We start from the raw sequence: 20,488 nt of genomic DNA on the forward strand, positions 1-20,488 counted from the left end.
ATTGTTTAAGTTTCAAAAGAGAGAGTTTCCTACTAAGTAAATTTGGATTGAATAATGTGGGAAATGATTGAATAAAGTGAAGAAAGGTCGAATAATCTGTAGAAATGGCAGAAAAAAAGAATCGACCTATAAAAAGGGAAGACTGACTGATATATAGTGGAAACTGACCGATATATATATAAACTGACTGATATAACGACAATTTGGCCGGATTATGGTTTATTCAACCGTTTTTGGAGATAATTCAACCGAAATCCAGATAATTCAACCGTTTTTGATGATAATTCAACCAGAATCTAGATAATTCAACCATTTTTGATGATAATTCAGCCAAAATCTAGTTTATCCGACCAAAATGATTATTTTTCCGGCCGGTTCTGATGATTATTCGGCCAGAATTGCTATTTTTCGGCAGACTCAGAAAATATCACAATTATATGGTCCGTGATCGTTGACTACTAAGGTCGTTACCCCACATTGTCCATTTGCTGGATTATGAATAGTCCACTTAGAACTTGATTCAATTGACCAGACTTTTAAGAATACATTTTTCAGTGCTAGAATTTTTTCATCGATTATATCCCGCATTAACGGGTAGTAAGACCCCCCATTGATGGAAGTTTCACTTTATTCAATCGTGATCCCATCCTTACAGTGTTTTAGTCTAGTGGTTTCAAAAAAATGTCAAATAAAAAAGAGCTCTCCTTTTTACTATGGGAGTAGCTCTTTTGGTTATCTAGCACCTTCACCTGTCAGAACAACTTTAACTGTTTTGAACATAATGTTAATATCCAATAAAATTGTTTGGTGTTCGATATAGTATAGGTCTAATTCTAATTTTTCTTTTGGAGCTAGTTCGTATCCACCATTTACTTGTGCCCAACCGGTTAAACCAGGTTTAACTGCTAGACGTTTTGTAAAGCCTGGCACTTCGTGATTAAATTTTACTAAAAAGAATGCACGCTCTGGACGAGGCCCAACTAGGCTCATATCTCCTCGCAGTACATTTACAAATTGAGGAAGCTCATCAATTCGTGTTTTACGTAAAAATTTTCCAAGTTTCGTAATTCGCGGATCGTCAGTACTAGCCCATTGTGGACCATTCACTTCAGCATTTAATCGCATTGTTCTTAGCTTATAGATTCGAAAAGCTTTTCCGTTTAAACCTACACGTTCTTGAATAAATAAAGCAGGTCCTGGGGAATCGATTTTAATTAAGATAATGAATAGTAGCACAACTGGTGCTGTAACGATAAACGCTATTAGTGATAGTATAAAATCCATTGTTCTTTTAATAAATAAGAACGCATAATTTTTTCTTTTAACTGAATCAAATATTTGAGATGCATATCCTGATTCAACTTTTTGTTGAGTATTCTGTAAGGCCATTATAACACCCCAGTTAAAATTTTAGGTACATTGGTGCAAAAAAGCACACTAAGTCCTATACAAATGTTTTACAAAAATTTAATATCACATCAATTATAAATGTATATAAGAAAAAATCAATGGTTTTCTAGATTAAGCATTGATTACAATGGGTTTCAAAAATATTACAAGGGTCCTTACACTTTTAGTCTTTCCCATTATTACTTCATTTCACAACTAATAACTTGAATAAAATTTATTTTTTATTAAAAGTTTCTCATTCGAAATGGAAGTAATAATAGGGAATCAGGATACTTCAAATTCAGTTAGAAAAATAGAATTTATAAGATGTTAATTAATGATATAGCTTATAGCTTTCTGTATCGATGCCTTGTGTTTCTAAGAAATCGAGTATTCCCATGTAGATAGCTTCTGCTGCTTGTTGCTTCCAGTAAGGTGATGCAAGCATCCCGGCATCTTGTTTATTTGTGACAAAGCCAAGTTCAGTTAGTACTGCTGGGAGATTATTTTCTCGGATTACAGCTAAACTTTGACTTTTTACACCGCGATCTTGAAGACCGAATGCAGCAGTTAATCGATACTGTACTAATTGTCCAAGAAGTAAACTGTCACTTACGTAAGGATTTTTTCTGCTTGAAAGAAGTGAGCTGTTGTTTGACAATCCAGTACTATTTTTTACTCCGCCCCCTGAGAAAGAGTTTCCCTTAAAATTAGGTGGCAAAGAAAAAGATTGTGACGTTTTTACTCCGTAATAATATGTCTCAATTCCACTAGCTGATGAATTACCCGAGTTCGCATGAATACTGACAAAAGCATCAGCATTTTTCTTGATTGCAAAAGCAGGGCGCTGTTCTAATGGTATGAATATATCTGTTGATCGGGTTAGATACACTTTAAAAGGTGTAAAATCTTTAAACAACGCTTCAGTGCGTTTCCCTACATCTAATACAATATCTTTTTCTCGAATTTTTCCAACACCAATTGCACCAGTATCCTTTCCTCCGTGCCCTGGATCTAGGACAATTGTTTTAATCATGTCAGGAGTGGTTTTAACATAAGGTGTGAATGTAAAAAATAAATCTTGTGGACTTTTTCGATTATATGTCCTAATTTCAATTTTATGTATGTCTTGTTGTGATGGGATTGCTGTGTTTTGATTTGCAATATCAATTAATATATCTGTCTTTGCTTTATTTCCATCTGTCCATTTTGTTACAACTGGTTTCCCGTCAATATATACTTTTATTCCTTCACCAGCTTTGTATGAAAGCTTATATTTTCCTGCTGATAATCGAGAATAGGTAAGATATTTTACCCCATAGTTTGTTTTGTTAATTACACCTGGAACTGGGCTATCTGCTCCATTTTGAGCACGTAAAATTAGGTGTTCTGTTGTTGGGGTTATCATTTGTCTAGCAAGTGGACTACCTGTGAAAGTTGTATTGTTATAATAGTATGCTACCCATGATGAAAAAGGTGCAATGATTGAAAAAACTGAAGCATCGCCTATTAGTTCCGTGTAATCATTTTCAATAAGATGGTCACCTTCTTGAAGATTTTCAAGTATTGAAGTGGCGTATCGTTCACTGCTATTTTCATTCTTAGTTTCAATTGGTTTTCCATCTATAAAAGTTTTTACAGAATCGTCTGCATAGGTTGATAAGAAATAGTCACCTTGGTCGAAGTAATTAGAAGCAGAAAAATGCAAAGTGAAATTATCTGCAGGGTAGTTTTTTGGAGAAGAAGCTCCCCAATAATAGGCTGGCGATGGATCCTTTAAATTTACTTCCTGTTGGTTTGTAGTCATGGGCTGGGTTGTTGCAGAAGTAAGTGTTGTCTTTTTTAAAGAACTGGTAATAGCATTTGATGTAGGTGTCATGAAGTTGGTAAAAAGTGTTCCTGTTAATAAGAAAGCGGCAATTTGTTTCGATTTTTTTAAAATCTGTTGTCTGTTCTTACTCGGTCGTTCAATCTGCATAATTTGACTCCTTTCTAGTTATTTCGTCTCACTTTTATAAAATTCTAACCTTAATATTACTTGATTCTAAAGATTCAGTAAATACGATGTTCTTCCTATCTTTGTAAACTTTTGAGGAAAAATGTTGTTTTTTGGTATAAAATAGTGTTGAACGCATTTTTTTGGTAAAATAAACTATTGAGATGAAATCAACTTTTTTACATAATGGATAGATGAAAGCTTAGAGATGATAGTCTAGCGCCCAGTTAATATAAGGAGATCTTATGATGAAGAAAGTATTAGTAACCGGTGGAGCAGGTTTTATAGGTTTAAACCTAGTGAATGCATATCTTAAAGATGGGTATGAAGTGGTTATTGTTGATAATCTGTCTACCGGTAAAATTGAAAATATTCCAACAGGCGTTACATTTTATGAAGAGGATATTCGTAGTCAAAATTTTATTGAGATTGTTAAAAAGGAAAAACCAGATTTAATTAATCACCACGCTGCACAAATCGATGTACAGTATTCTATTCATCAACCTGTAGAAGATGGAAGTATTAATATATTAGGTACGTTAAACATTCTTGAGGCAGCAAGAGCATTAAAAGATGAGATGGATATTTCTTTAATCTATGCATCATCGGCTGCGGTCTACGGAGATCCAGTATACTTAGGAATTGATGAACAACATCCAATTCAACCAATCTCATATTATGGTGCTTCAAAATATGCTCCCGAATCGTATATGCAAATTTACCATGATTTATATGGAATTTCATATAGTATTTTCCGTTATGCGAATGTATATGGAATTGGACAAGATCCGAAAGGTGAGGGTGGAGTTGTCAGTATTTTAGTCGATAAAATTGTGACAGACTCTCTGTTTACAATCCATGGTGATGGCGAACAAACGAGAGATTTTATTTTTGTTGATGATATTGTTTCAGCAAATCTGTTGGCAAGTAAACATCCTATTAATACCGTTTGTAATATTTCAACACATACGAAAACATCTTTACTTGATTTGCTTCAGATTGCCGAAGAGATTATTGAAAGAAAAATTGAAACTGTTTATCAAGAAGACCGTCCAGGTGACATAAAGCACAGTTACTTACTTAATGAAAAGGCAAACCAATTATTGAACTGGAAACCGCAATATTCTTTAAAAGAAGGTTTAGCAAAAACCATTCAATATTACAAAGAAAAATAATCAAAAATTATCTATGCCATTTTGTCTTCTTTACTAATGATGGACAAAATGGTTTTTTTATTAGATGTGTCTGCTTGAATTAAATTTACTTTGTATTGAGAAAATGGAAAGGTTTGATGTCGTTTGTTAAAGTCTTATTTTACTGTAAAGGGCCAGGGCTCACATGAGATTGAAATAGAAAGATCAAGGTTTATTTGTTATGTAAGTCCAGCTAAGACAGAGGCAGAAGCGCAAGAATTTATAGCAGATATTAAGAAAAAGCACTGGGATGCTACCCACAATTGTTCGGCTTATTTAATAGGAGAGCATAATGAAATACAAAAAGCGAATGATGATGGTGAACCTAGTGGTACAGCAGGGGTACCAATGCTTGAAGTATTAAAAAAGAGGGATGTAAAAGATACAGTTGTTGTCGTAACCCGTTATTTTGGAGGAAAAAAATTAGGTTCGGGTGGATTGATTCGAGCTTATGGTACTTCGGTTAGCGAAGGGTTAAACGCAGTGGGTGTCATTGAAAGAACACTTGTAACAGTAATACACATTAAAATTGGCTATAAATTATTGGGTAAAATAGAAAATGCGATACGAAATTCTAATTATCACTTAGAAAAAACTTCACATTTAGAAGACGTTGAATTTGAGATGTGGATTAAGGTCGATGAACTTGATTCATTTAAGGATTGGATGGTTGAATTGACAAATGGTAGTTGTCAGATAACCGAAACTAGTGTTAAATACATGTAGAAGTTATTCGAAAATTTAGTAGAAATTTGTAAAATAATTTGGTTAAGGGTATAAATACATTCCATAATATTGAGTAAAGGAGGTCGTTTCGCACTAATGAATGAAACACGAAAAATGGCCAGGAGAAAAAGAAAGAAAAAAAGACATCCTATTATAAGATTCTTTCTGTTTATCGTAATTTTAGCGATTGCAGTTATTGGATATAAAGGTGTAAGAGCATATATAGAATTTAATAAAGCGACACAAGGTCAAAAAATCCACTCTAATATTCGTACACAAAATGTCGCAGTTGCGAAAGATCCATTTTCAATATTATTTCTAGGAATAGAAAATTATTCGACAGGTGGAAAAGGTGGACGAACAGACTCGATGATATTGGTTACTGTAAATCCAAAAACTAAGTCTATTCAAAAAATGAGTATTCCTCGTGACACATATGTTGAAATCCCGGGTCGAATTAATAAAACTAAAATTAATGGGGCTTATGCATATGGTGGGCTTCAATTGACAGTGGATACGGTTGAGAAATTTTTAAATGTACCGATTGATTATTATGTAACGGTTGATTTTAATGGATTTAAAAATATCGTTGATGAAGTAGGCGGTATTGATGTAGATGTTCCTTTTGATTTTTGGGAACATACGGACACAAAACCTCGAGGCACAGTTTATTTCCATAAGGGCGTGCAACATTTAAATGGTACTGAGGCATTAGCTTATTCTCGAATGAGAAAACGTGATCCGCGTGGGGATTTTGGACGTGAGGACCGTCAGCAACAAGTAATGTTGGCGATTATAAATAAATTGAAGTCACCAGAAACGATTTTAAAAATAGATAATTATGCAAGTGTATTCAGCCAAAATGTTAAAACAAATATGAGTATGACAGAAGGTCTTTCGTTATTTAGCAGTATGAAAGATGTTTCAGCTCAAGGTATAGAAACACTTAAACTTCAAGGTAAAGACGATTATATTAATGGAGTTTATTATTACGTACCAGATGAAATGAGTGTTAACGACATTACAAGTAGAATGAGAGTTCATTTAGATCTTGATAAATCACCGGCTAATTCTACAAATACTACTCCGTAAAAAAGCTAACTACTATTTTTTTGAGACTTGAAATAATAAAATTTTTAACCCCTCTTTAAAAATAAAGAGGGGTTTTTTGAATGATAAAATAATGTCTTAGTGAGGGGCGATGATTTTTAACCCTACAACGGAAAGAACAATCATTGAAATAAAGAGTATTCTTTTCCAATCACGTGATTCTTTAAAGAAAATCATTCCTACCAAGACAGAGCCTGCTGCCCCAATTCCAGTCCAAATAGAATAGCCTGTACCAACAGGTATTTCATTTAGAGCTTTTGAAAGTAAGAAAAAGGATGCCCAGCCTGATGCTACACATAGCAATGTGTATTTCAGATGTTTAAAATTATTGGATAGCTTCATAAATGTAACGAAGCCTACCTCACCAAACCCAGCGATGATTAAGTATATCCAAGACATTTTAAGCTCCTCCTCTATCTTCCATCTTTTCTTCTCCAGATGTTAACTTTAAACCGATAATTCCTGTTAATAGTATGATGACTAATACAATTTTCGCTAAAGAAGCTGTTTCTCCTAAAAAGAACATGCCAATTAAAACAGTCCCTGCTGCTCCAATTCCTGTAAATACAGCATAAGCAGTTCCAATTGGAATCTCTCTCATTGCTTTGGAAAATAGAAAAAAACTAAATAAAATCCCTATTATTGTTAAAGCACTAGGTAACGTTTTTGTGAAGCCTTCTGAATATTTCAAACCAAATGCCCATGCAATTTCGCACATACCGGCAATAACTAGGTAAAACCAAGCCATTTCTGTTCCTCCCTCTGTTGCAAACGCACTTTATTTCGCTCGAATGGTTTTTCGGAAGATACCGTTTTCAACCACACCAATTATCAAACGTTATATAAAACCTATCAATAAACTGGTTAGTTTTCAAATGAAATATATTGAAAAAAACAATAGGGCTATTACACCATTTACCATTGAAAAATACCTTGACCACCTATGATTACGTTGATAGAATAGAAAAATAATCTATATATCGACAATTTTCTTCATATATCCTCAACAATATGGGTTGAGAGTCTCTACCGGGGCACCGTAATACGCCCTGACTATGAAGGCAGGATGATTTTGATGAATTGCCAGTTCTCTGCCTTCTTTTTTTATGGATAATGGGGGGGAACTGGCTTTTTTTATTTTTTAGTAGGAATACCTACTCCATCTTATAGGGAAAAATAGTATTAGCTTATTGCTGGTACGCTCTTTATATAAATACTGATGAGGTGAACGCTATGCAAAAACATGACACAATCGTTGTATTAGACTTTGGTAGTCAGTACAATCAATTAATCGCTCGCCGTATTCGTGAATTTGGTGTATATAGTGAATTACGCCCACATACGATTACAGCTGAAGAAATTAAGCAAATGGGTGCAAAAGGGATTGTTTTCTCTGGAGGTCCAAACAGCGTTTACGGAGAAAATGCTTTCTTCTGTGACGAAGCAATTTTTGAATTAGGTTTACCGATTTTAGGAATTTGTTATGGAATGCAACTTATGACTCATCATTTTGGTGGAAAAGTTGCACGTGCAGATCAACGTGAATATGGAAAAGCAGAATTAGGAATTCAAAACCAAACTGCTCTATTAAAAGATCTTCCGAATGACCACGTTGTTTGGATGAGCCATGGTGACAAAGTTATTGAACAACCAGAAGGTTTTGTTATCGATGCAACAAGCGCATCTTGTCCAATAGCTGCAATGAGTAATGAAGCGAAAAAAATGTATGGTGTTCAGTTCCACCCAGAGGTTCGTCACTCTGAGTACGGAAATGACCTATTAAAGAACTTTGTTTTCGGCATCTGTGAATGTGATGCAAACTGGTCAATGAAAAACTTTATTGAAGTTGAGCTTGAAAACATTCGTAAAACAGTTGGAGACAAAAAAGTTCTTTGTGCATTAAGTGGTGGAGTAGATTCATCAGTTGTTGCAGTACTAATTCACAAAGCAATCGGTGATCAATTAACATGTATTTTCGTTGATCACGGCTTATTACGTAAAGATGAAGCTGAAGGCGTTATGAATACATTCAGCGAAGGCTTCCACATGAACGTAATCAAAGTTGATGCGAAAGAGCGTTTCTTATCTAAATTAGCAGGCGTTTCTGACCCAGAACAAAAACGTAAAATCATTGGTAATGAATTCGTTTATGTATTTGACGATGAAGCTTCAAGATTAGAAGGAATGGATTTCTTAGCGCAAGGTACTCTGTACACTGATATTATTGAAAGTGGTACTGCTACTGCTCAAACAATCAAGTCTCATCATAACGTTGGTGGTCTACCAGAAGACATGCAGTTTAAATTAATCGAACCATTAAATACGTTATTTAAAGATGAAGTACGTGCAGTAGGATCAGAGTTAGGTCTTCCTAATGAAATCGTATGGCGTCAACCATTCCCAGGTCCAGGTCTAGGAATTCGTGTATTAGGCGAAATTACAGATCAAAAACTTGAGATCGTTCGCGAATCAGATGCAATTCTTCGTGAAGAAATAAGTCTAAATGGTTTAGAAAGCGAAATTTGGCAATACTTCACTGTATTACCTGACATCCGTAGTGTTGGTGTAATGGGTGATGAGCGTACGTATGACTACACAGTTGGTATCCGTGCTGTAACATCAATCGACGGAATGACAGCTGACTGGGCACGTATCCCTTGGGACGTACTACAAAAAATCTCAACACGTATCGTTAACGAAGTAAAACACGTTAACCGTATCGTTTATGATATTACAAGTAAGCCACCTGCAACTATTGAGTGGGAATAACGGTTATGTGCGATAATTTGTAATGAAGCTAGAAGCCTTGATATAAAAGTGTTTTAGCGACTTTCAGAAGTATCGTATAATACATCCTGCAACAATTGGCTATTTAAAAATTACTCTCTTTTATTTGCGTTATTTGCAAATAGAAGGGAGTTTTTTTATGACTAAAATAGTCGAGATGATTGATGAGTTTAAGTTAAATCAAGAGATAGTAGGACTTAAGAAAGCATATATCGATGTGTGTTTGTACCGTTTAAACAGATGGAAGAATTTTATGGAGTGTAAACTAGGTGTAACTGATATAGAGGATATAAAGCCGATTCATATTAAAAAGTATGTTCAAGAGTGTCAAAGTGTAGGAAAAGAGGTTAATTCTACAATTAATAATAATCTAGCAACGTTAAAAGTATTCTTTCAGCAACTCGTTGATGAAGAATATATAGATGAACAAGACAACCCCATGAAACGAATTAGAAACTTAAAAGAGGAGAAAACAGTTATTGTTACTTTTAATGATGATGAAGTAGCTAGGATTTTAAATGATGTAAAAGAAGAAACATATTCTAATGTTCGTGACAAGTTAATCTTAATTATGCTTTTTGATACTGGTGTGAGGGTTTCTGAGCTTTGTGACATTAAGATAACGGATATAGCCAGTGGACATATCCTAATTCATGGAAAAGGCTCTAAACAGCGTTTAGTGTACATTAGCAGGGTTATGCGTAAATACATGAGGAAATATGAGCATATGAAGAAAGAACGCTTTAAACACAAAAATATTCATGAAATAGAGGAGCATTATTTCTTAGACCAATCTGCAATGCGTTTATCTCGTTCACGAATTAATAAAATACTTAAGGAACACTGTGCTAATGCAGGCGTTAGAGAAGAAGTTCGTTGTTCACCACATGACTGTCGTCATTACTTTGCACAAAAACAGTTAAGGAATGGGATAGACATTTATAGTTTAAGTAGGTTGATGGGGCATTTTGATACTCAAATAACATCCAGATACCTAAGAGGGTTAGAACAAGAGGATATTTTGAATATTGGTCGGATGAATAGTCCTTTGAAGGAAGTTAAGATTGTAAAGAAGTAACAACTATGAATATATGGTATCTTAAGTAGTTTAATATTAAAGAAAGGGATGAGATACTTAATAATTACAATTAAACAGTAATTTAAAATGAAATTTATGATTTTTATGGTCATTATAGTAACTCCCATTATTTTTAATAAAAAGCTATTAAAAATAATGGGAATAGTTCATTTTTTAATCTGCATAAAATAATCCTCTTTCAGAACCTTCGGTTTCACCATCATATCTTTCCCACTTTAACTTCAAGTAATCTTCGGTTATAGTACCAGTAAGATAATGACTTGAAAGTTCAATCTTTATTTTGTCATTGATAATTTTATATGAACCATATCGAATATCTTTATCATCACCAGTGTAATAGTCAACGTTTCCATTTTCATAAAATCGATAAAAAAATTGAAACTGAGCAATACCATCTTCAACATCCGAATCGTCGAGATTATCTTCAAGTGTTTGATAATATCCATCAAATCTGATACGGGAAGTATTATTATTAATACCAACAGTTTTAGCTTCATCAATTACTTCTTGTGATATGTCAGTTCCTAGAATTTCCTTAGCGGAGAATAGAAATTGAGAAAATGTGTACATTAAGAAGTCTACGTTTGCTTTATCTCTTATTTCTCTAATTAAATCTTCCTTCGGTCTATCAATTCGTACTTCATTACCTCTTTTGTACTGATAACACCAATCTTCCTTTACATCATTAGTAATATAAACGATTGGTTTTCGATTTTGTTCTGCGAAATCTATTATTTGTTTCCAGATTATTAAGTCGCCATACTTTTGTAGCCCTTCTTTATTAGGTTCATCTTTATAACCTGGTGGGATTTGATTTCTATAACGGATTTCTCCTTCTTCTACAATCTCCATTATTCGTTCAAAAGAATATTCTCTACCTACCATAAAATACTCATTAAAATAATTAAGAACTGTATCTTCAGTAGCAAAGGAAACAATTTCTTGTTCTCTTTTTTTAAATTCTATTTCAACGTTGGATTTAAAGCTGGAAAAAGTCTTTTCAAACTCTGCATATGCTAATTCAAAATTAAGAGGAATTGTACTATCAATATAGGGGTGCACATCCGTTTTTTTTGTATGATTAATAAAGTCCTCAAGATTTCCTTTTATACTTTTTATCCCATTTTCAATTGCTTTTAATTGTTCATTTTGGAGTTTTTTGTATTTCTCATCAATTGGTTTCTTTAATGTGTTTTCCCTATTTTTCAAATATTCGAATTTAACATGATGAGGAATCCATAGTCTTCCCTTAATTTTTTCAAAAGTACTACTAAAAATATCTTGTTGTGATTTTTTAGGGAAGTAATAAAATTCTAAAAGAGCAGAAGTGTCAAAAATAAATATACAATCTGTCCAAATGTCTTTTTCTTTTTCTTTATTAGGTTTAAAGTAATGCTCAATTTCATCTGGTTTCATAAATACTCTCCATCGCACCTTTTTCTAAATTTTCTGTTACAATCAATCATTAAAATAATAACATAGAATTGTTTGAGTAGGATATCAATAAACTACTAAAAATCTATCGCTAGTTAAGTGTTATGTATTTTCTATATTAATAAAAGTGTATTTAAGTGTCATAACTTAATAGTATTGACACCGTTTTGCCGAAGTAGTAATATCAGAGTATCTTAAGGTGTCATAACTTAGTGTCATAAATAAACGTATAAAAAGGAGTAATTTTGTATGAAATATGGCTATGCAAGGGTAAGTACATATAATCAAGAACTTGAAGTACAAATTGAACAATTAAAATTAGAAGGTTGCAAAGAAATATATTCTGAAAAGTTTACTGGAACTAAGGCTGATAGAAAAGAGTTTCAAGCACTATTAAAGAAGTTAACGAATGGTGACACGTTAGTAGTAACGAAACTAGACCGTTTAGCAAGAAATACTAAAGAAGGAATCGAAATAATAGAAAACTTATTCAAGAAAGGTGTTAAAGTCCATGTATTAAATGTAGGATTGTTGGAGGACACCACAATGGGTAAATTCTTCTTACAAACATTATTGGCTGTAGCAGAGATGGAAAGGAACTTGATTGTAGAACGTACTCAAGAGGGAAAGGTAGTTGCAAAACAACGTGACGATTTTAGAGAAGGTAGACCTAAGAAGTATAGCAAGAAACAAATACAACATGCTTTACATCTATTAGAAACAAATTCGTATAAAGAAGTTGAACAAATTACTGGGATTAGTAAAAGTACGCTGATAAGAGCGAGAAGACAAATGAATATAGTTAAGAGTAATGAATAGAAGGAATCACCTGTAGCATCCCATTGTCTTAAAGGCATGTATGTACTAAATGCTGAATTTGATTCTGTTAAAGTACCTAGTTTTATTGAAACAAAATAAGACTATCTAAATAGATAGCCTTTCTTCACGTTTAATGAACTTCCGTTAATTAAGTTAAATTACTCTAACTAGCCTTAATATTGCCAATGTAACTGACCTTTTCTCATTTTTGCTATATACATGATTTGTCCAGTGTGGTTATGTATTTCACGTACCATTTGTACCATCATATCAAGTAGTGTTGCATCGTTTTTATTTGCACTAAACGTAAGTGGTGGCATATCCAAATATGGTTGCCACAATAACAATTTCGGTTTCAATTTCATGTCTTCTAAAATCTTTATAATAACTTCAAATGATTCATTTGCTAAAGTAAGAGCCTGCTCTTTTGATAATTGAAGCCCACGTGCAAATTCCTTCTCCCTATCTCTTTTGTCAGGTACATTATAGAAGACTGTTTCAAGTCTTTGGCGTACAGTTCCCCTAATATGAGATACTAGATTTGCAATGCTGTTACTCTCTGGAGATGGAATCCAAATAATATCCTCTTCTGTTAATTGGTTGATAGCTTGATAAACCCATCTTTTTTCTGATTTAAACTTTCCTAACATACTTTCAATTAATAGAATCGAAACATCCAACGTATTCACTACTTTCGTGTATAAATTAAATACTATTCTATACAAAATAACATTCTATGTGATTCAATATAATCCTTCATAAAGATTATGCCTAATACAATATATATAATCGTTTATGGATGGGGGATAGTTTACAGGAATGCTTAATAGAACATGTTATATATCCCGCTGAGTACATTTACGGACAAACCCTAATATGAATTGCTACGATACGAAAAGCTTAATTATAAATTTAAAGGCATTTTTAATTCTATGTTAACCTCATTTACTTCTTCGATAGTACCAAGATACACCCCAACCTTCGAATCATAATATTCATAGCTTACTACTTTACGAGTTTCTACACTCTTTTTCTCATACTTATAAAAGTCTTCGAAATCAAATGTAATATATGTATTGGGAGGAACTTTTTTTCCTTTAGGTAATCCAATTACATAATGATTATGTGAATTAAATATCATATTATGCTCTTCTAAAACAGTGAGCAGTTTTGATAACACTGATTTTCCAATTCCAGTATCCTCTGATAAATCTTGTAAAGTTCTAACGTATCCTTTTCTATCTGTTGTAGCATAAAAATAGTCACATCTACTTTTTAGATATGCATACAAATAGAATCCCAGTTTACCTAATTCTTTTCTAGCCATACAGTAGGTAAAAACATTTATTTTAATTTCTGTAGAATATTGGACATCATAAAAATACCCATCAAGAGTATTCGCAGATTCTGATTCTTTATCGTAATGCATTGCTCTTATTGGGTAGTTTATTTTCTTATTATATTTGTTATAACCCGTAGGTAGGTCATATTTTACTTTAGAATACAGAATAAAATCTGGAAAACTATAATCTACGTTACCGAAAACATCTACATAGTAAACATAGTCAATTGGAAAATCATCTTCCTTAACGCTATAACCTAATCGTTCTAATAGTCCGTCTTTTTTAGTAATGTATGAAACTCCATCTTTCCCTCTACTTGTAGGTGATGTACCACAAAGCATATAGATTAGCTTGTCATCAATAAAACATTCTTCTTCACCTTTATAATAAATATAGTTTGCGTAGCGGTACAAGTATGAAATCATGTATACAAAACAAAAAGCAAACGCAATATGGTTAGCGTTTGCTTCTTTTTCATAAGTATTTACTGTTCCTTCGTGAGTTTTAATTTTACTAATCTTAGGCTTAAACTCATTACATTCTATCAAATCCTTAAAAAATTGATTTGGAATGAATACCTTCTTATTACTATTTACCTTTAATATATTATTAAGTTCTAATTCATTAAAATAAGGTGTACCTACTTTTTTTCTCTCCATATTACTTTCCAACTCCCTAAATATTCACTATATTAATATCAAGTACACTCTAATTAGAGTACTATTTGTACTCTGTTAATGCTCTAAAGAGTTCCTCATTTTTCTCAAACAACCAAAATGGCTTCAACGTCTTGTCGCTTAATGCATAACATATAAAAGAAATACCCTTGTCCATTTTTAAATACTTGAACAAGGGTACTGAGTAACAAAAGAAATATTTGTGTGTATATTCTGTTTTATCCATCGCTTCCTCCTACAAATTAATGTCATTTCGCATAATAATTAAGCGGTATTTATTCTCTTTTTCCTTATTTAGATTGGCAAGCTCGTTCTCATACATAGATAACATTGGGACTGATACTCCAATTTCTTTTGAGATGTGTCTTAATTTTATACCTTTCTGTTTTCTTACCACTTTATACTTCTCTCTAAGGCTTAAACTTAATTCGATATTCATATCACAATCACTCTCCAATAATGATTTAACTATTTCAATAATTAAACTCATTACCGCTTAAATAGTTATTCATTTTTGGCTGGGTAATTAAATAATTAATGTCATTAAGAATCTACACACTAGAAATAATGGACTTTGGATAATGTGCGATTTACGAACTATATTAAATATATAGATTTATATCACTCTATCTAAAAAGGAAAATTAGTAATTGCTATACTGTATATTATATATAGTCCGTAAATCGCACAGAATGAATTTTCACTTAGCAGGGCTAACTAGTTAATTAAAGTTTCTAATTTTTTTTTAACTTTTCCAAAACGTTTTGCATGGCAGATGATACATTCGCAGTCTTTTTCTTCTTCATAATCTTCAAGGTTAATTTCATTTATAATATAGCTAATTAATGCTTCTTCAGTCCAAAAAAGCTTCATTTAAACACCCTCCTATTAAATTGCTTTCCAATTTAAATATATGATTTCCAAAATAACAGAATGTTATACCTAAAAGGTATAACTTATCCATTATGGCCAAGTGCCAAATAAAGTATTCAACTTTTTGAAAAAAAATTTAATATCTTGTGTTTTAGTAATTAAACTACACTCAATAAAACTTTAATTTTATTGGGTTTTTGTTTAAATTACGAAAAGGATAATAATTGTGTTTCTTAATTAAACTGGCAGTGTAGAACATTAAAACCTCAGTTATATTACGAAAACACCAAGAATCAGTTATCTCCAACCACATAAATGGGTATTTCAACTACGTAATTAGGTTATCATCACTCTTAAGATAATTACGGAATAAATCCGAAATATGGAAAATAAAGGGATTATATGTGAAATTTTGTTATAATATGGACTATGGTTTTAAGATACAGATTTATATACTAGGGGGGACTTTCTTGCGATTAAAGAAGTTTAGTGTTTTAAACTACAAAGTGTTTAATGCGAAGTTCAGCATTGACTTTTCCAAAGAGAACATTGTAATTTTGACAGGAAGAAATAATACTGGGAAATCAACATTTCTAGAAGCGATAAACCAGTTTTACCTTCCTACTACAGCAAAAGGGAAGATACCAGTTGAGTGTTATTCCAATCAAGATGAGAACAATACTATTGAATTAGAAGCTGAGTTTGTTGTGAACGATGAAACTGGTGAAACTATAACTATTATCAAAAAGTATTCGAATGACAATGGAAAATACTATGATAAACAAAACGTTGAAATTAAACGAACTCATGAATTAAAGGAAACATTAGATGAAATTTTGGCAAATAGTCCATATTACATTACACCGTATATGACTACTGAAGAAATTGACAAACAAGTACAAGAAATTTACTCGCAGATAATTACTGCAGAATTAAGCAAGCTGGAGATGGAAGATTCTGATGTAGAAGAGATTCAAGCGATTAAGAAGGAGTATTTAGAATTAAAAAGTGCAATCCCTAAATTTTTAAAGAAATTAAAGGGCAATACAGATTCTTCCCTTTCAAATGTTAGTACAAGTGTATCAAATAGTTTGCAAAGTGTATTTTCAAATAACTCACTTCAACTTTCAGTTTATGGCGGAGAAAGTACTGGTTTTACCGTATCTGATATAGTTAAATCTACTAGCTCCAGCGTGCTTATAGGAAATAATCATAGTAGTAATATGCCCCTTTCAACACAGGGTACAGGAATACAAAGAATGAGTTTAATTTATATGATACAAAATATGATTGAACAAGGACTTATGGGAACAAACAATACTCAAAAAATGTTACTTATAGATGAACCAGAAGCATTTTTACACCCCGAAGCTGTCAGAGCTTTAAGTAAGTCACTTTATTCAATTGGAAGTAGGATGCCATTAATTATTTCTACCCACTCACCTGTGCTGATTGACCTCTCTGAGAACCATACCACTATTCAAGTATTTAGGATTGGAAAAACTGAAGCTATTGAATTGTTTCAATCTTCCAGTTCCCAGTTTGATGACGATGACATAAAGAATATGAAGCTTTTGAATTATGTTGATTCATATGTTAATGAATTTTTCTTTGCAGACAAAATTATTGTTGTAGAAGGCGATACAGAATATGTTGCTTTTAAGCACTTTATTAAAGAACGGGGTTTGAACATACATGTAATTAGAGCAAGAGGAAAAGCAACAATCTGCTCGCTAATGAAAATTCTAAACCAGTTTAACACCAGTTATTACATCTTGCATGATATAGACAACCATGAGAGATTTGAAAACGCGACACTGAAGCAACAACAAACAAACTGTTATAACATTTATGCATTAAAGAATGATTCTACTAGAATTTTTGGTTCAGTACCAAACCTTGAACGTTCTATAGGACTTAATGATGTTCATAATAGTAAAAAGACTGAAACCATACATAGAATAATACATGATTCAGTTGAACCATCTTATATTCAAGCTAGAGAGAAGATAGAGAAGGTATTCAACTACATCTTTAGGTTAGATAATCAAACATCACTTGAACAACCTTTCATCGAAATTGTAGGGGACAAGGATTATGAAAATTTGTTTAATCCGCTATTAAGCAAAAAACAAAAAGTGGTAGGGAAAAGGGTATCTAGGAAAGTTGTTAAAGCAGTTCCTGATGTTGAATGAATGAAGAGCGGAAGTTATTACTAAAGAAAGTAAGGATGTATTATAAATGTGTTTCAAGTAATGTTCGCAAATTTCAGGGGAAATTACACTTTATAATAAATTTAAGTTATTTGAAGCTCTTTTAGTTATTGATTTAATTGAAATTTCCCTATTCAGCCTGCTACAATTGACATATGAAAATAACGTAAATAGCTGAATTGTAATTTAGTCGATTGAAGTAAACGGGAAGTCCTAGAAACCTTGTTATCTCAACACGTATCGTTAACGAAGTAAAACACGTTAACCGTATCGTTTATGATATTACAAGTAAGCCACCTGCAACTATTGAGTGGGAATAACGAAAAGCGTAAGTGGCTTGAACACCTCCGGCAGACATTGATTTTTGTGAAACGACCGTGGAGATGAGAGCTGAAGCTAGACAGAACGAAAAGCGGATGCGGCATGACCTGCTACGTAAGCATAAAACAAGAGTAGGATGCAATGGCATTCCTACTCTTGTTTTTTTTATAATCAAACAAACAGGGAATAAAACGAACAAACACTACGTTTTTTAAATTAATGTTCGTTTTTTCGTTGACTAACTTTTAAGATTAATGTATGATTTCTATATCAAATATAAAAATATTGTCACATCATGTCGTATATGCTAGGGAATATGGCCCAAGTGTTTCTACCCACTACCGTAAAAAGTGGACTACGAGTGAAGATGTTGCTTTCTGGAAGAGATGCATCTAGGATGATTTTCCAGTACATTTAAACTACGTGTAGAAACGCTTTTATCAAATTGATAGAAGCGTTTTTTGTTTTAGTAGATTGGTAGATTCGTTTAACGCATGAGACATAGAGGAGGAACTATGAAGCGTTATTTTGAGTTTGAAAAGTTTGGAACATCCTATCGTCAAGAAATTATTGCTGGTTTAACAACGTTTTTGGCAATGGCATATATTTTATTCGTGAATCCAAGCACTCTTTCATTAAGTGGTATTAAGGATTTTCCAGATGCATTAAGAATGAATCAAGATGCAATTTTCGTCGCTACTGCTTTAGCGGCAGCATATGGATCAATCGTAATGGGACTTTATGCGAAATATCCGATTGCTTTAGCACCAGGTATGGGCTTAAATGCATTCTTTGCCTTTTCTGTTGTTTTAGGTAGTGGAATCCCATGGCAAACTGCACTTTCAGGTGTATTCGTTTCAGGTATTTTATTTACAATCCTTTCTGCAACAGGACTTCGTGAAAAAATTGTTAATGCAATTCCATCTGAACTGAAATATGCAATTGGTGGAGGTATTGGGCTTTTCATTACATTTATTGGATTAAAGAGCTCTGGCATTATCGTTAGTAATCAGGCGACGTTTGTTACTTTAACAGATTTTAAAGATAAAAATGCACTATTAGCGATTTTTGGTATTGTTGTTACGGTAATTTTAATGACACGAAAAGTAAAATCAGCTGTATTTATTGGAATGATCTTAACAGCAATTGCTGGAGTGGTTACTGGGCTTATCGACCCACCTTCAAAAATTGTTGCACCTATTCCTGATATTTCTCCAACTTTTGGGGTAGCGATCACTCATTTATCTGATGTGTTTACGAAAAAAATGTTCTTTGTAGTATTAACATTCTTTATTGTTGATTTCTTTGATGCAACTGGAACACTAATCGCAGTAGCAAACCAAGCTGGTCTAGTGAAAAATAATAAATTAGAGCGTGCTGGACAAGCGTTAATGGTTGATGCAACAGCAGTTTTAGTTGGAGCTACACTAGGTACTTCAACAACAACTTCTTATATTGAGTCAACTGCTGGTGTAGCAGCAGGTGGGCGTACAGGGTTTACAGCTGTAGTGGTAGGTATTCTGTTTTTATTCTCATTATTCTTTTCTCCATTACTTGGAGTTGTTACACCAGCGGTTACAGCACCGGCACTAGTAATAGTAGGGATTTTAATGGTTTCTTCTATCGGAGAAATTAATTGGAAAGAATTTGATATAGCAGTTCCTTCATTCTTAACAATGGTTGCAATGCCATTAACATATAGTATTGCAACAGGTATTGCAGTTGGTTTTGTTTTCTATCCGATCACAAAATTGGTTGCTGGTAAACGAAAAGAAATTCATCCTATTATGTATGTTTTATTCGTAGTTTTCGTATTGTTCTTTATGTTCTTTAGAGATTAATTCTATTACGACTTATAAATTATATGTAATGTTAAAAAGGTTAGTTCGCTTATGTGAACTAACCTTTTTTGTTCCTAATCAATTGATTAGCTTCTCTTTCGTTTCACAATCAATTGAATTGAAAATCTACTTCGTATTATGTCAAAGCTAATCAAGTCTGTCCTCTTGTTATTAGTTTAAAGTAGCAGATTCTAGATGTAGTTCTAGTACTTCGTGTTTCTGCCTGATGGGAAATTTGTAGTTACAACGAGATGATTGATAACTTCACTACTTCTCTATCTCTATAGTATTAGACGGCTCAATCAAAATAGGTATACAAAAAATAAACTAGAAAACTAGTAGTTTAAATGTTTTGTTGGTAGAGTGTAGGTGGGGTTAATTCAGAATAATAGAACATTAAAGAAATGTATTGCTAAAATAGTATATAGCTGATATATTTATAAACGTTGTCGCAACAAAACGTTGAGACACACAAAAAAAGAATAATTAAAAGTTGTTGACATAAACAACTGGAAATGATATTCTAATATAGTTGCTTGTGAGTGACAAAATGAACTTTGAAAACTAAACAAAACATGAAGTAAACGTCAATTATTAGTTTTAGAGCTTAAGATAAACAATCTATTATGGAGAGTTTGATCCTGGCTCAGGACGAACGCTGGCGGCG

At 32.8% G+C, this 20,488-nt stretch carries 17 protein-coding genes, 2 pseudogenes and 2 riboswitches; of the genes and pseudogenes, 9 read left to right on the top strand and 10 right to left on the bottom strand.

The genetic code is table 11. The annotated features are described in order from the left end of the window. Positions 1–447 precede the first annotated feature (447 nt). From J5Y03_RS08285 to J5Y03_RS08295, 3 genes and pseudogenes are all read right to left on the bottom strand, one after another. Positions 448–588 (bottom strand): annotated as a pseudogene (locus J5Y03_RS08285) (YunG family protein); the annotation flags it as partial. A gap of 144 nt (positions 589–732) precedes the next feature. Continuing rightward, positions 733–1,389, bottom strand: coding sequence for a sugar transferase (locus J5Y03_RS08290; RefSeq protein WP_209404469.1), 657 nt, complete (start codon positions 1,387–1,389; stop codon positions 733–735). Between the two features lie 334 nt (positions 1,390–1,723). Further along, on the bottom strand, positions 1,724–3,367 hold the full coding sequence (locus tag J5Y03_RS08295; RefSeq protein WP_209404471.1) for an N-acetylmuramoyl-L-alanine amidase: 1,644 nt from the start codon (positions 3,365–3,367) through the stop codon (positions 1,724–1,726). Positions 3,368–3,633: 266 nt separating this feature from the next. Here J5Y03_RS08295 and J5Y03_RS08300 point away from each other — a divergent pair, with 266 nt between their 5' ends. The 3 genes from J5Y03_RS08300 to J5Y03_RS08310 all read left to right on the top strand — a co-directional run bounded on the left by J5Y03_RS08300 (position 3,634) and on the right by J5Y03_RS08310 (position 6,396). Beyond that, positions 3,634–4,560, top strand: a complete 927-nt coding sequence (locus J5Y03_RS08300; protein WP_245208813.1) for a GDP-mannose 4,6-dehydratase — start codon at positions 3,634–3,636, stop codon at positions 4,558–4,560. A 123-nt stretch (positions 4,561–4,683) separates the two neighbouring features. Continuing rightward, positions 4,684–5,304, top strand: a complete 621-nt coding sequence (locus tag J5Y03_RS08305) for a YigZ family protein (protein ID WP_209404475.1) — start codon at positions 4,684–4,686, stop codon at positions 5,302–5,304. A gap of 96 nt (positions 5,305–5,400) precedes the next feature. Then, positions 5,401–6,396, top strand: coding sequence for an LCP family protein (locus tag J5Y03_RS08310; RefSeq protein WP_209404477.1), 996 nt, complete (start codon positions 5,401–5,403; stop codon positions 6,394–6,396). Positions 6,397–6,492: 96 nt separating this feature from the next. On the opposite strand, the gene J5Y03_RS08315 is transcribed toward J5Y03_RS08310, so the two are convergent. Then, a complete protein-coding gene (locus J5Y03_RS08315) occupies positions 6,493–6,813 on the bottom strand; it encodes a DMT family transporter (RefSeq protein WP_209404479.1) in 321 nt (106 codons plus the stop codon). Between the two features lies 1 nt (position 6,814). Then, on the bottom strand, positions 6,815–7,162 hold the full coding sequence (locus tag J5Y03_RS08320; RefSeq protein ID WP_209404481.1) for a DMT family transporter: 348 nt from the start codon (positions 7,160–7,162) through the stop codon (positions 6,815–6,817). 225 nt (positions 7,163–7,387) lie between these two features. Further along, a riboswitch (purine riboswitch) is annotated at positions 7,388–7,490 on the top strand. A gap of 157 nt (positions 7,491–7,647) precedes the next feature. Between J5Y03_RS08320 and guaA the strand changes: the two genes are divergently transcribed. Further along, a complete protein-coding gene (gene guaA, locus J5Y03_RS08325; RefSeq protein ID WP_209404483.1) occupies positions 7,648–9,183 on the top strand; it encodes a glutamine-hydrolyzing GMP synthase in 1,536 nt (511 codons plus the stop codon). A 157-nt stretch (positions 9,184–9,340) separates the two neighbouring features. After that, positions 9,341–10,279, top strand: coding sequence for a tyrosine-type recombinase/integrase (locus J5Y03_RS08330; protein WP_209404485.1), 939 nt, complete (start codon positions 9,341–9,343; stop codon positions 10,277–10,279). 174 nt (positions 10,280–10,453) lie between these two features. On the opposite strand, the gene J5Y03_RS08335 is transcribed toward J5Y03_RS08330, so the two are convergent. After that, entirely contained in the window at positions 10,454–11,716 is a 1,263-nt protein-coding gene (locus J5Y03_RS08335) for a PIN-like domain-containing protein (RefSeq protein ID WP_209404487.1), read from the bottom strand. A 267-nt stretch (positions 11,717–11,983) separates the two neighbouring features. Here J5Y03_RS08335 and J5Y03_RS08340 point away from each other — a divergent pair, with 267 nt between their 5' ends. Then, positions 11,984–12,553, top strand: a complete 570-nt coding sequence (locus J5Y03_RS08340) for a recombinase family protein (protein ID WP_209404489.1) — start codon at positions 11,984–11,986, stop codon at positions 12,551–12,553. 173 nt (positions 12,554–12,726) lie between these two features. On the opposite strand, the gene J5Y03_RS08345 is transcribed toward J5Y03_RS08340, so the two are convergent. From J5Y03_RS08345 to J5Y03_RS08360, 4 genes are all read right to left on the bottom strand, one after another. Continuing rightward, on the bottom strand, positions 12,727–13,233 hold the full coding sequence (locus J5Y03_RS08345) for a DUF1572 family protein (protein ID WP_209404491.1): 507 nt from the start codon (positions 13,231–13,233) through the stop codon (positions 12,727–12,729). A 224-nt stretch (positions 13,234–13,457) separates the two neighbouring features. Further along, the gene (locus tag J5Y03_RS08350) at positions 13,458–14,555 is read right to left on the bottom strand and encodes a hypothetical protein (protein ID WP_209404493.1); all 1,098 of its coding nucleotides are present in this window, start codon (positions 14,553–14,555) and stop codon (positions 13,458–13,460) included. 253 nt (positions 14,556–14,808) lie between these two features. Further along, complete coding sequence (locus J5Y03_RS08355) at positions 14,809–15,012, bottom strand: helix-turn-helix domain-containing protein (protein ID WP_209404495.1); 204 nt, start codon at positions 15,010–15,012, stop codon at positions 14,809–14,811. 278 nt (positions 15,013–15,290) lie between these two features. After that, entirely contained in the window at positions 15,291–15,446 is a 156-nt protein-coding gene (locus J5Y03_RS08360) for a hypothetical protein (RefSeq protein ID WP_209404497.1), read from the bottom strand. A gap of 470 nt (positions 15,447–15,916) precedes the next feature. On the opposite strand from J5Y03_RS08360, the gene J5Y03_RS08365 reads away from it, so the two are divergent. The 3 genes and pseudogenes from J5Y03_RS08365 to J5Y03_RS08375 all read left to right on the top strand — a co-directional run bounded on the left by J5Y03_RS08365 (position 15,917) and on the right by J5Y03_RS08375 (position 19,821). Beyond that, the gene (locus J5Y03_RS08365) at positions 15,917–17,641 is read left to right on the top strand and encodes an ATP-dependent nuclease (protein ID WP_209404499.1); all 1,725 of its coding nucleotides are present in this window, start codon (positions 15,917–15,919) and stop codon (positions 17,639–17,641) included. A gap of 242 nt (positions 17,642–17,883) precedes the next feature. Continuing rightward, positions 17,884–17,979, top strand: a pseudogene (locus tag J5Y03_RS19995) (GMP synthase (glutamine-hydrolyzing)); the annotation flags it as partial. Positions 17,980–18,258: 279 nt separating this feature from the next. Next, positions 18,259–18,358, top strand: a riboswitch (purine riboswitch). A 137-nt stretch (positions 18,359–18,495) separates the two neighbouring features. Then, entirely contained in the window at positions 18,496–19,821 is a 1,326-nt protein-coding gene (locus J5Y03_RS08375) for an NCS2 family permease (protein WP_209404501.1), read from the top strand. The last annotated feature ends 667 nt before the right edge of the window (positions 19,822–20,488 follow it).

The sequence above is a fragment of the Gottfriedia endophytica genome, from assembly GCF_017814275.1.
In the GTDB taxonomy this organism is placed as follows: Bacteria; Bacillota; Bacilli; order Bacillales; family Bacillaceae_G; genus Gottfriedia; species Gottfriedia endophytica.

Excerpts from the sequence above, each read along its gene's own strand:
- J5Y03_RS08355 (WP_209404495.1), bottom strand. The coding sequence starts at position 15,012 with ATGAATATCGAATTAAGTTTAAGCCTTAGAGAGAAGTATAAAGTGGTA.
- J5Y03_RS08350 (WP_209404493.1), bottom strand. The coding sequence starts at position 14,555 with ATGGAGAGAAAAAAAGTAGGTACACCTTATTTTAATGAATTAGAACTT.
- J5Y03_RS08335 (WP_209404487.1), bottom strand. The coding sequence starts at position 11,716 with ATGAAACCAGATGAAATTGAGCATTACTTTAAACCTAATAAAGAAAAA.
- guaA (WP_209404483.1), top strand. The coding sequence starts at position 7,648 with ATGCAAAAACATGACACAATCGTTGTATTAGACTTTGGTAGTCAGTAC.
- J5Y03_RS08375 (WP_209404501.1), top strand. The coding sequence starts at position 18,496 with ATGAAGCGTTATTTTGAGTTTGAAAAGTTTGGAACATCCTATCGTCAA.
- J5Y03_RS08315 (WP_209404479.1), bottom strand. The coding sequence starts at position 6,813 with ATGTCTTGGATATACTTAATCATCGCTGGGTTTGGTGAGGTAGGCTTC.
- J5Y03_RS08320 (WP_209404481.1), bottom strand. The coding sequence starts at position 7,162 with ATGGCTTGGTTTTACCTAGTTATTGCCGGTATGTGCGAAATTGCATGG.
- J5Y03_RS08340 (WP_209404489.1), top strand. The coding sequence starts at position 11,984 with ATGAAATATGGCTATGCAAGGGTAAGTACATATAATCAAGAACTTGAA.
- J5Y03_RS08310 (WP_209404477.1), top strand. The coding sequence starts at position 5,401 with ATGAATGAAACACGAAAAATGGCCAGGAGAAAAAGAAAGAAAAAAAGA.
- J5Y03_RS08330 (WP_209404485.1), top strand. The coding sequence starts at position 9,341 with ATGACTAAAATAGTCGAGATGATTGATGAGTTTAAGTTAAATCAAGAG.
- J5Y03_RS08295 (WP_209404471.1), bottom strand. The coding sequence starts at position 3,367 with ATGCAGATTGAACGACCGAGTAAGAACAGACAACAGATTTTAAAAAAA.
- J5Y03_RS08290 (WP_209404469.1), bottom strand. The coding sequence starts at position 1,389 with ATGGCCTTACAGAATACTCAACAAAAAGTTGAATCAGGATATGCATCT.
- J5Y03_RS08300 (WP_245208813.1), top strand. The coding sequence starts at position 3,634 with ATGAAGAAAGTATTAGTAACCGGTGGAGCAGGTTTTATAGGTTTAAAC.
- J5Y03_RS08360 (WP_209404497.1), bottom strand. The coding sequence starts at position 15,446 with ATGAAGCTTTTTTGGACTGAAGAAGCATTAATTAGCTATATTATAAAT.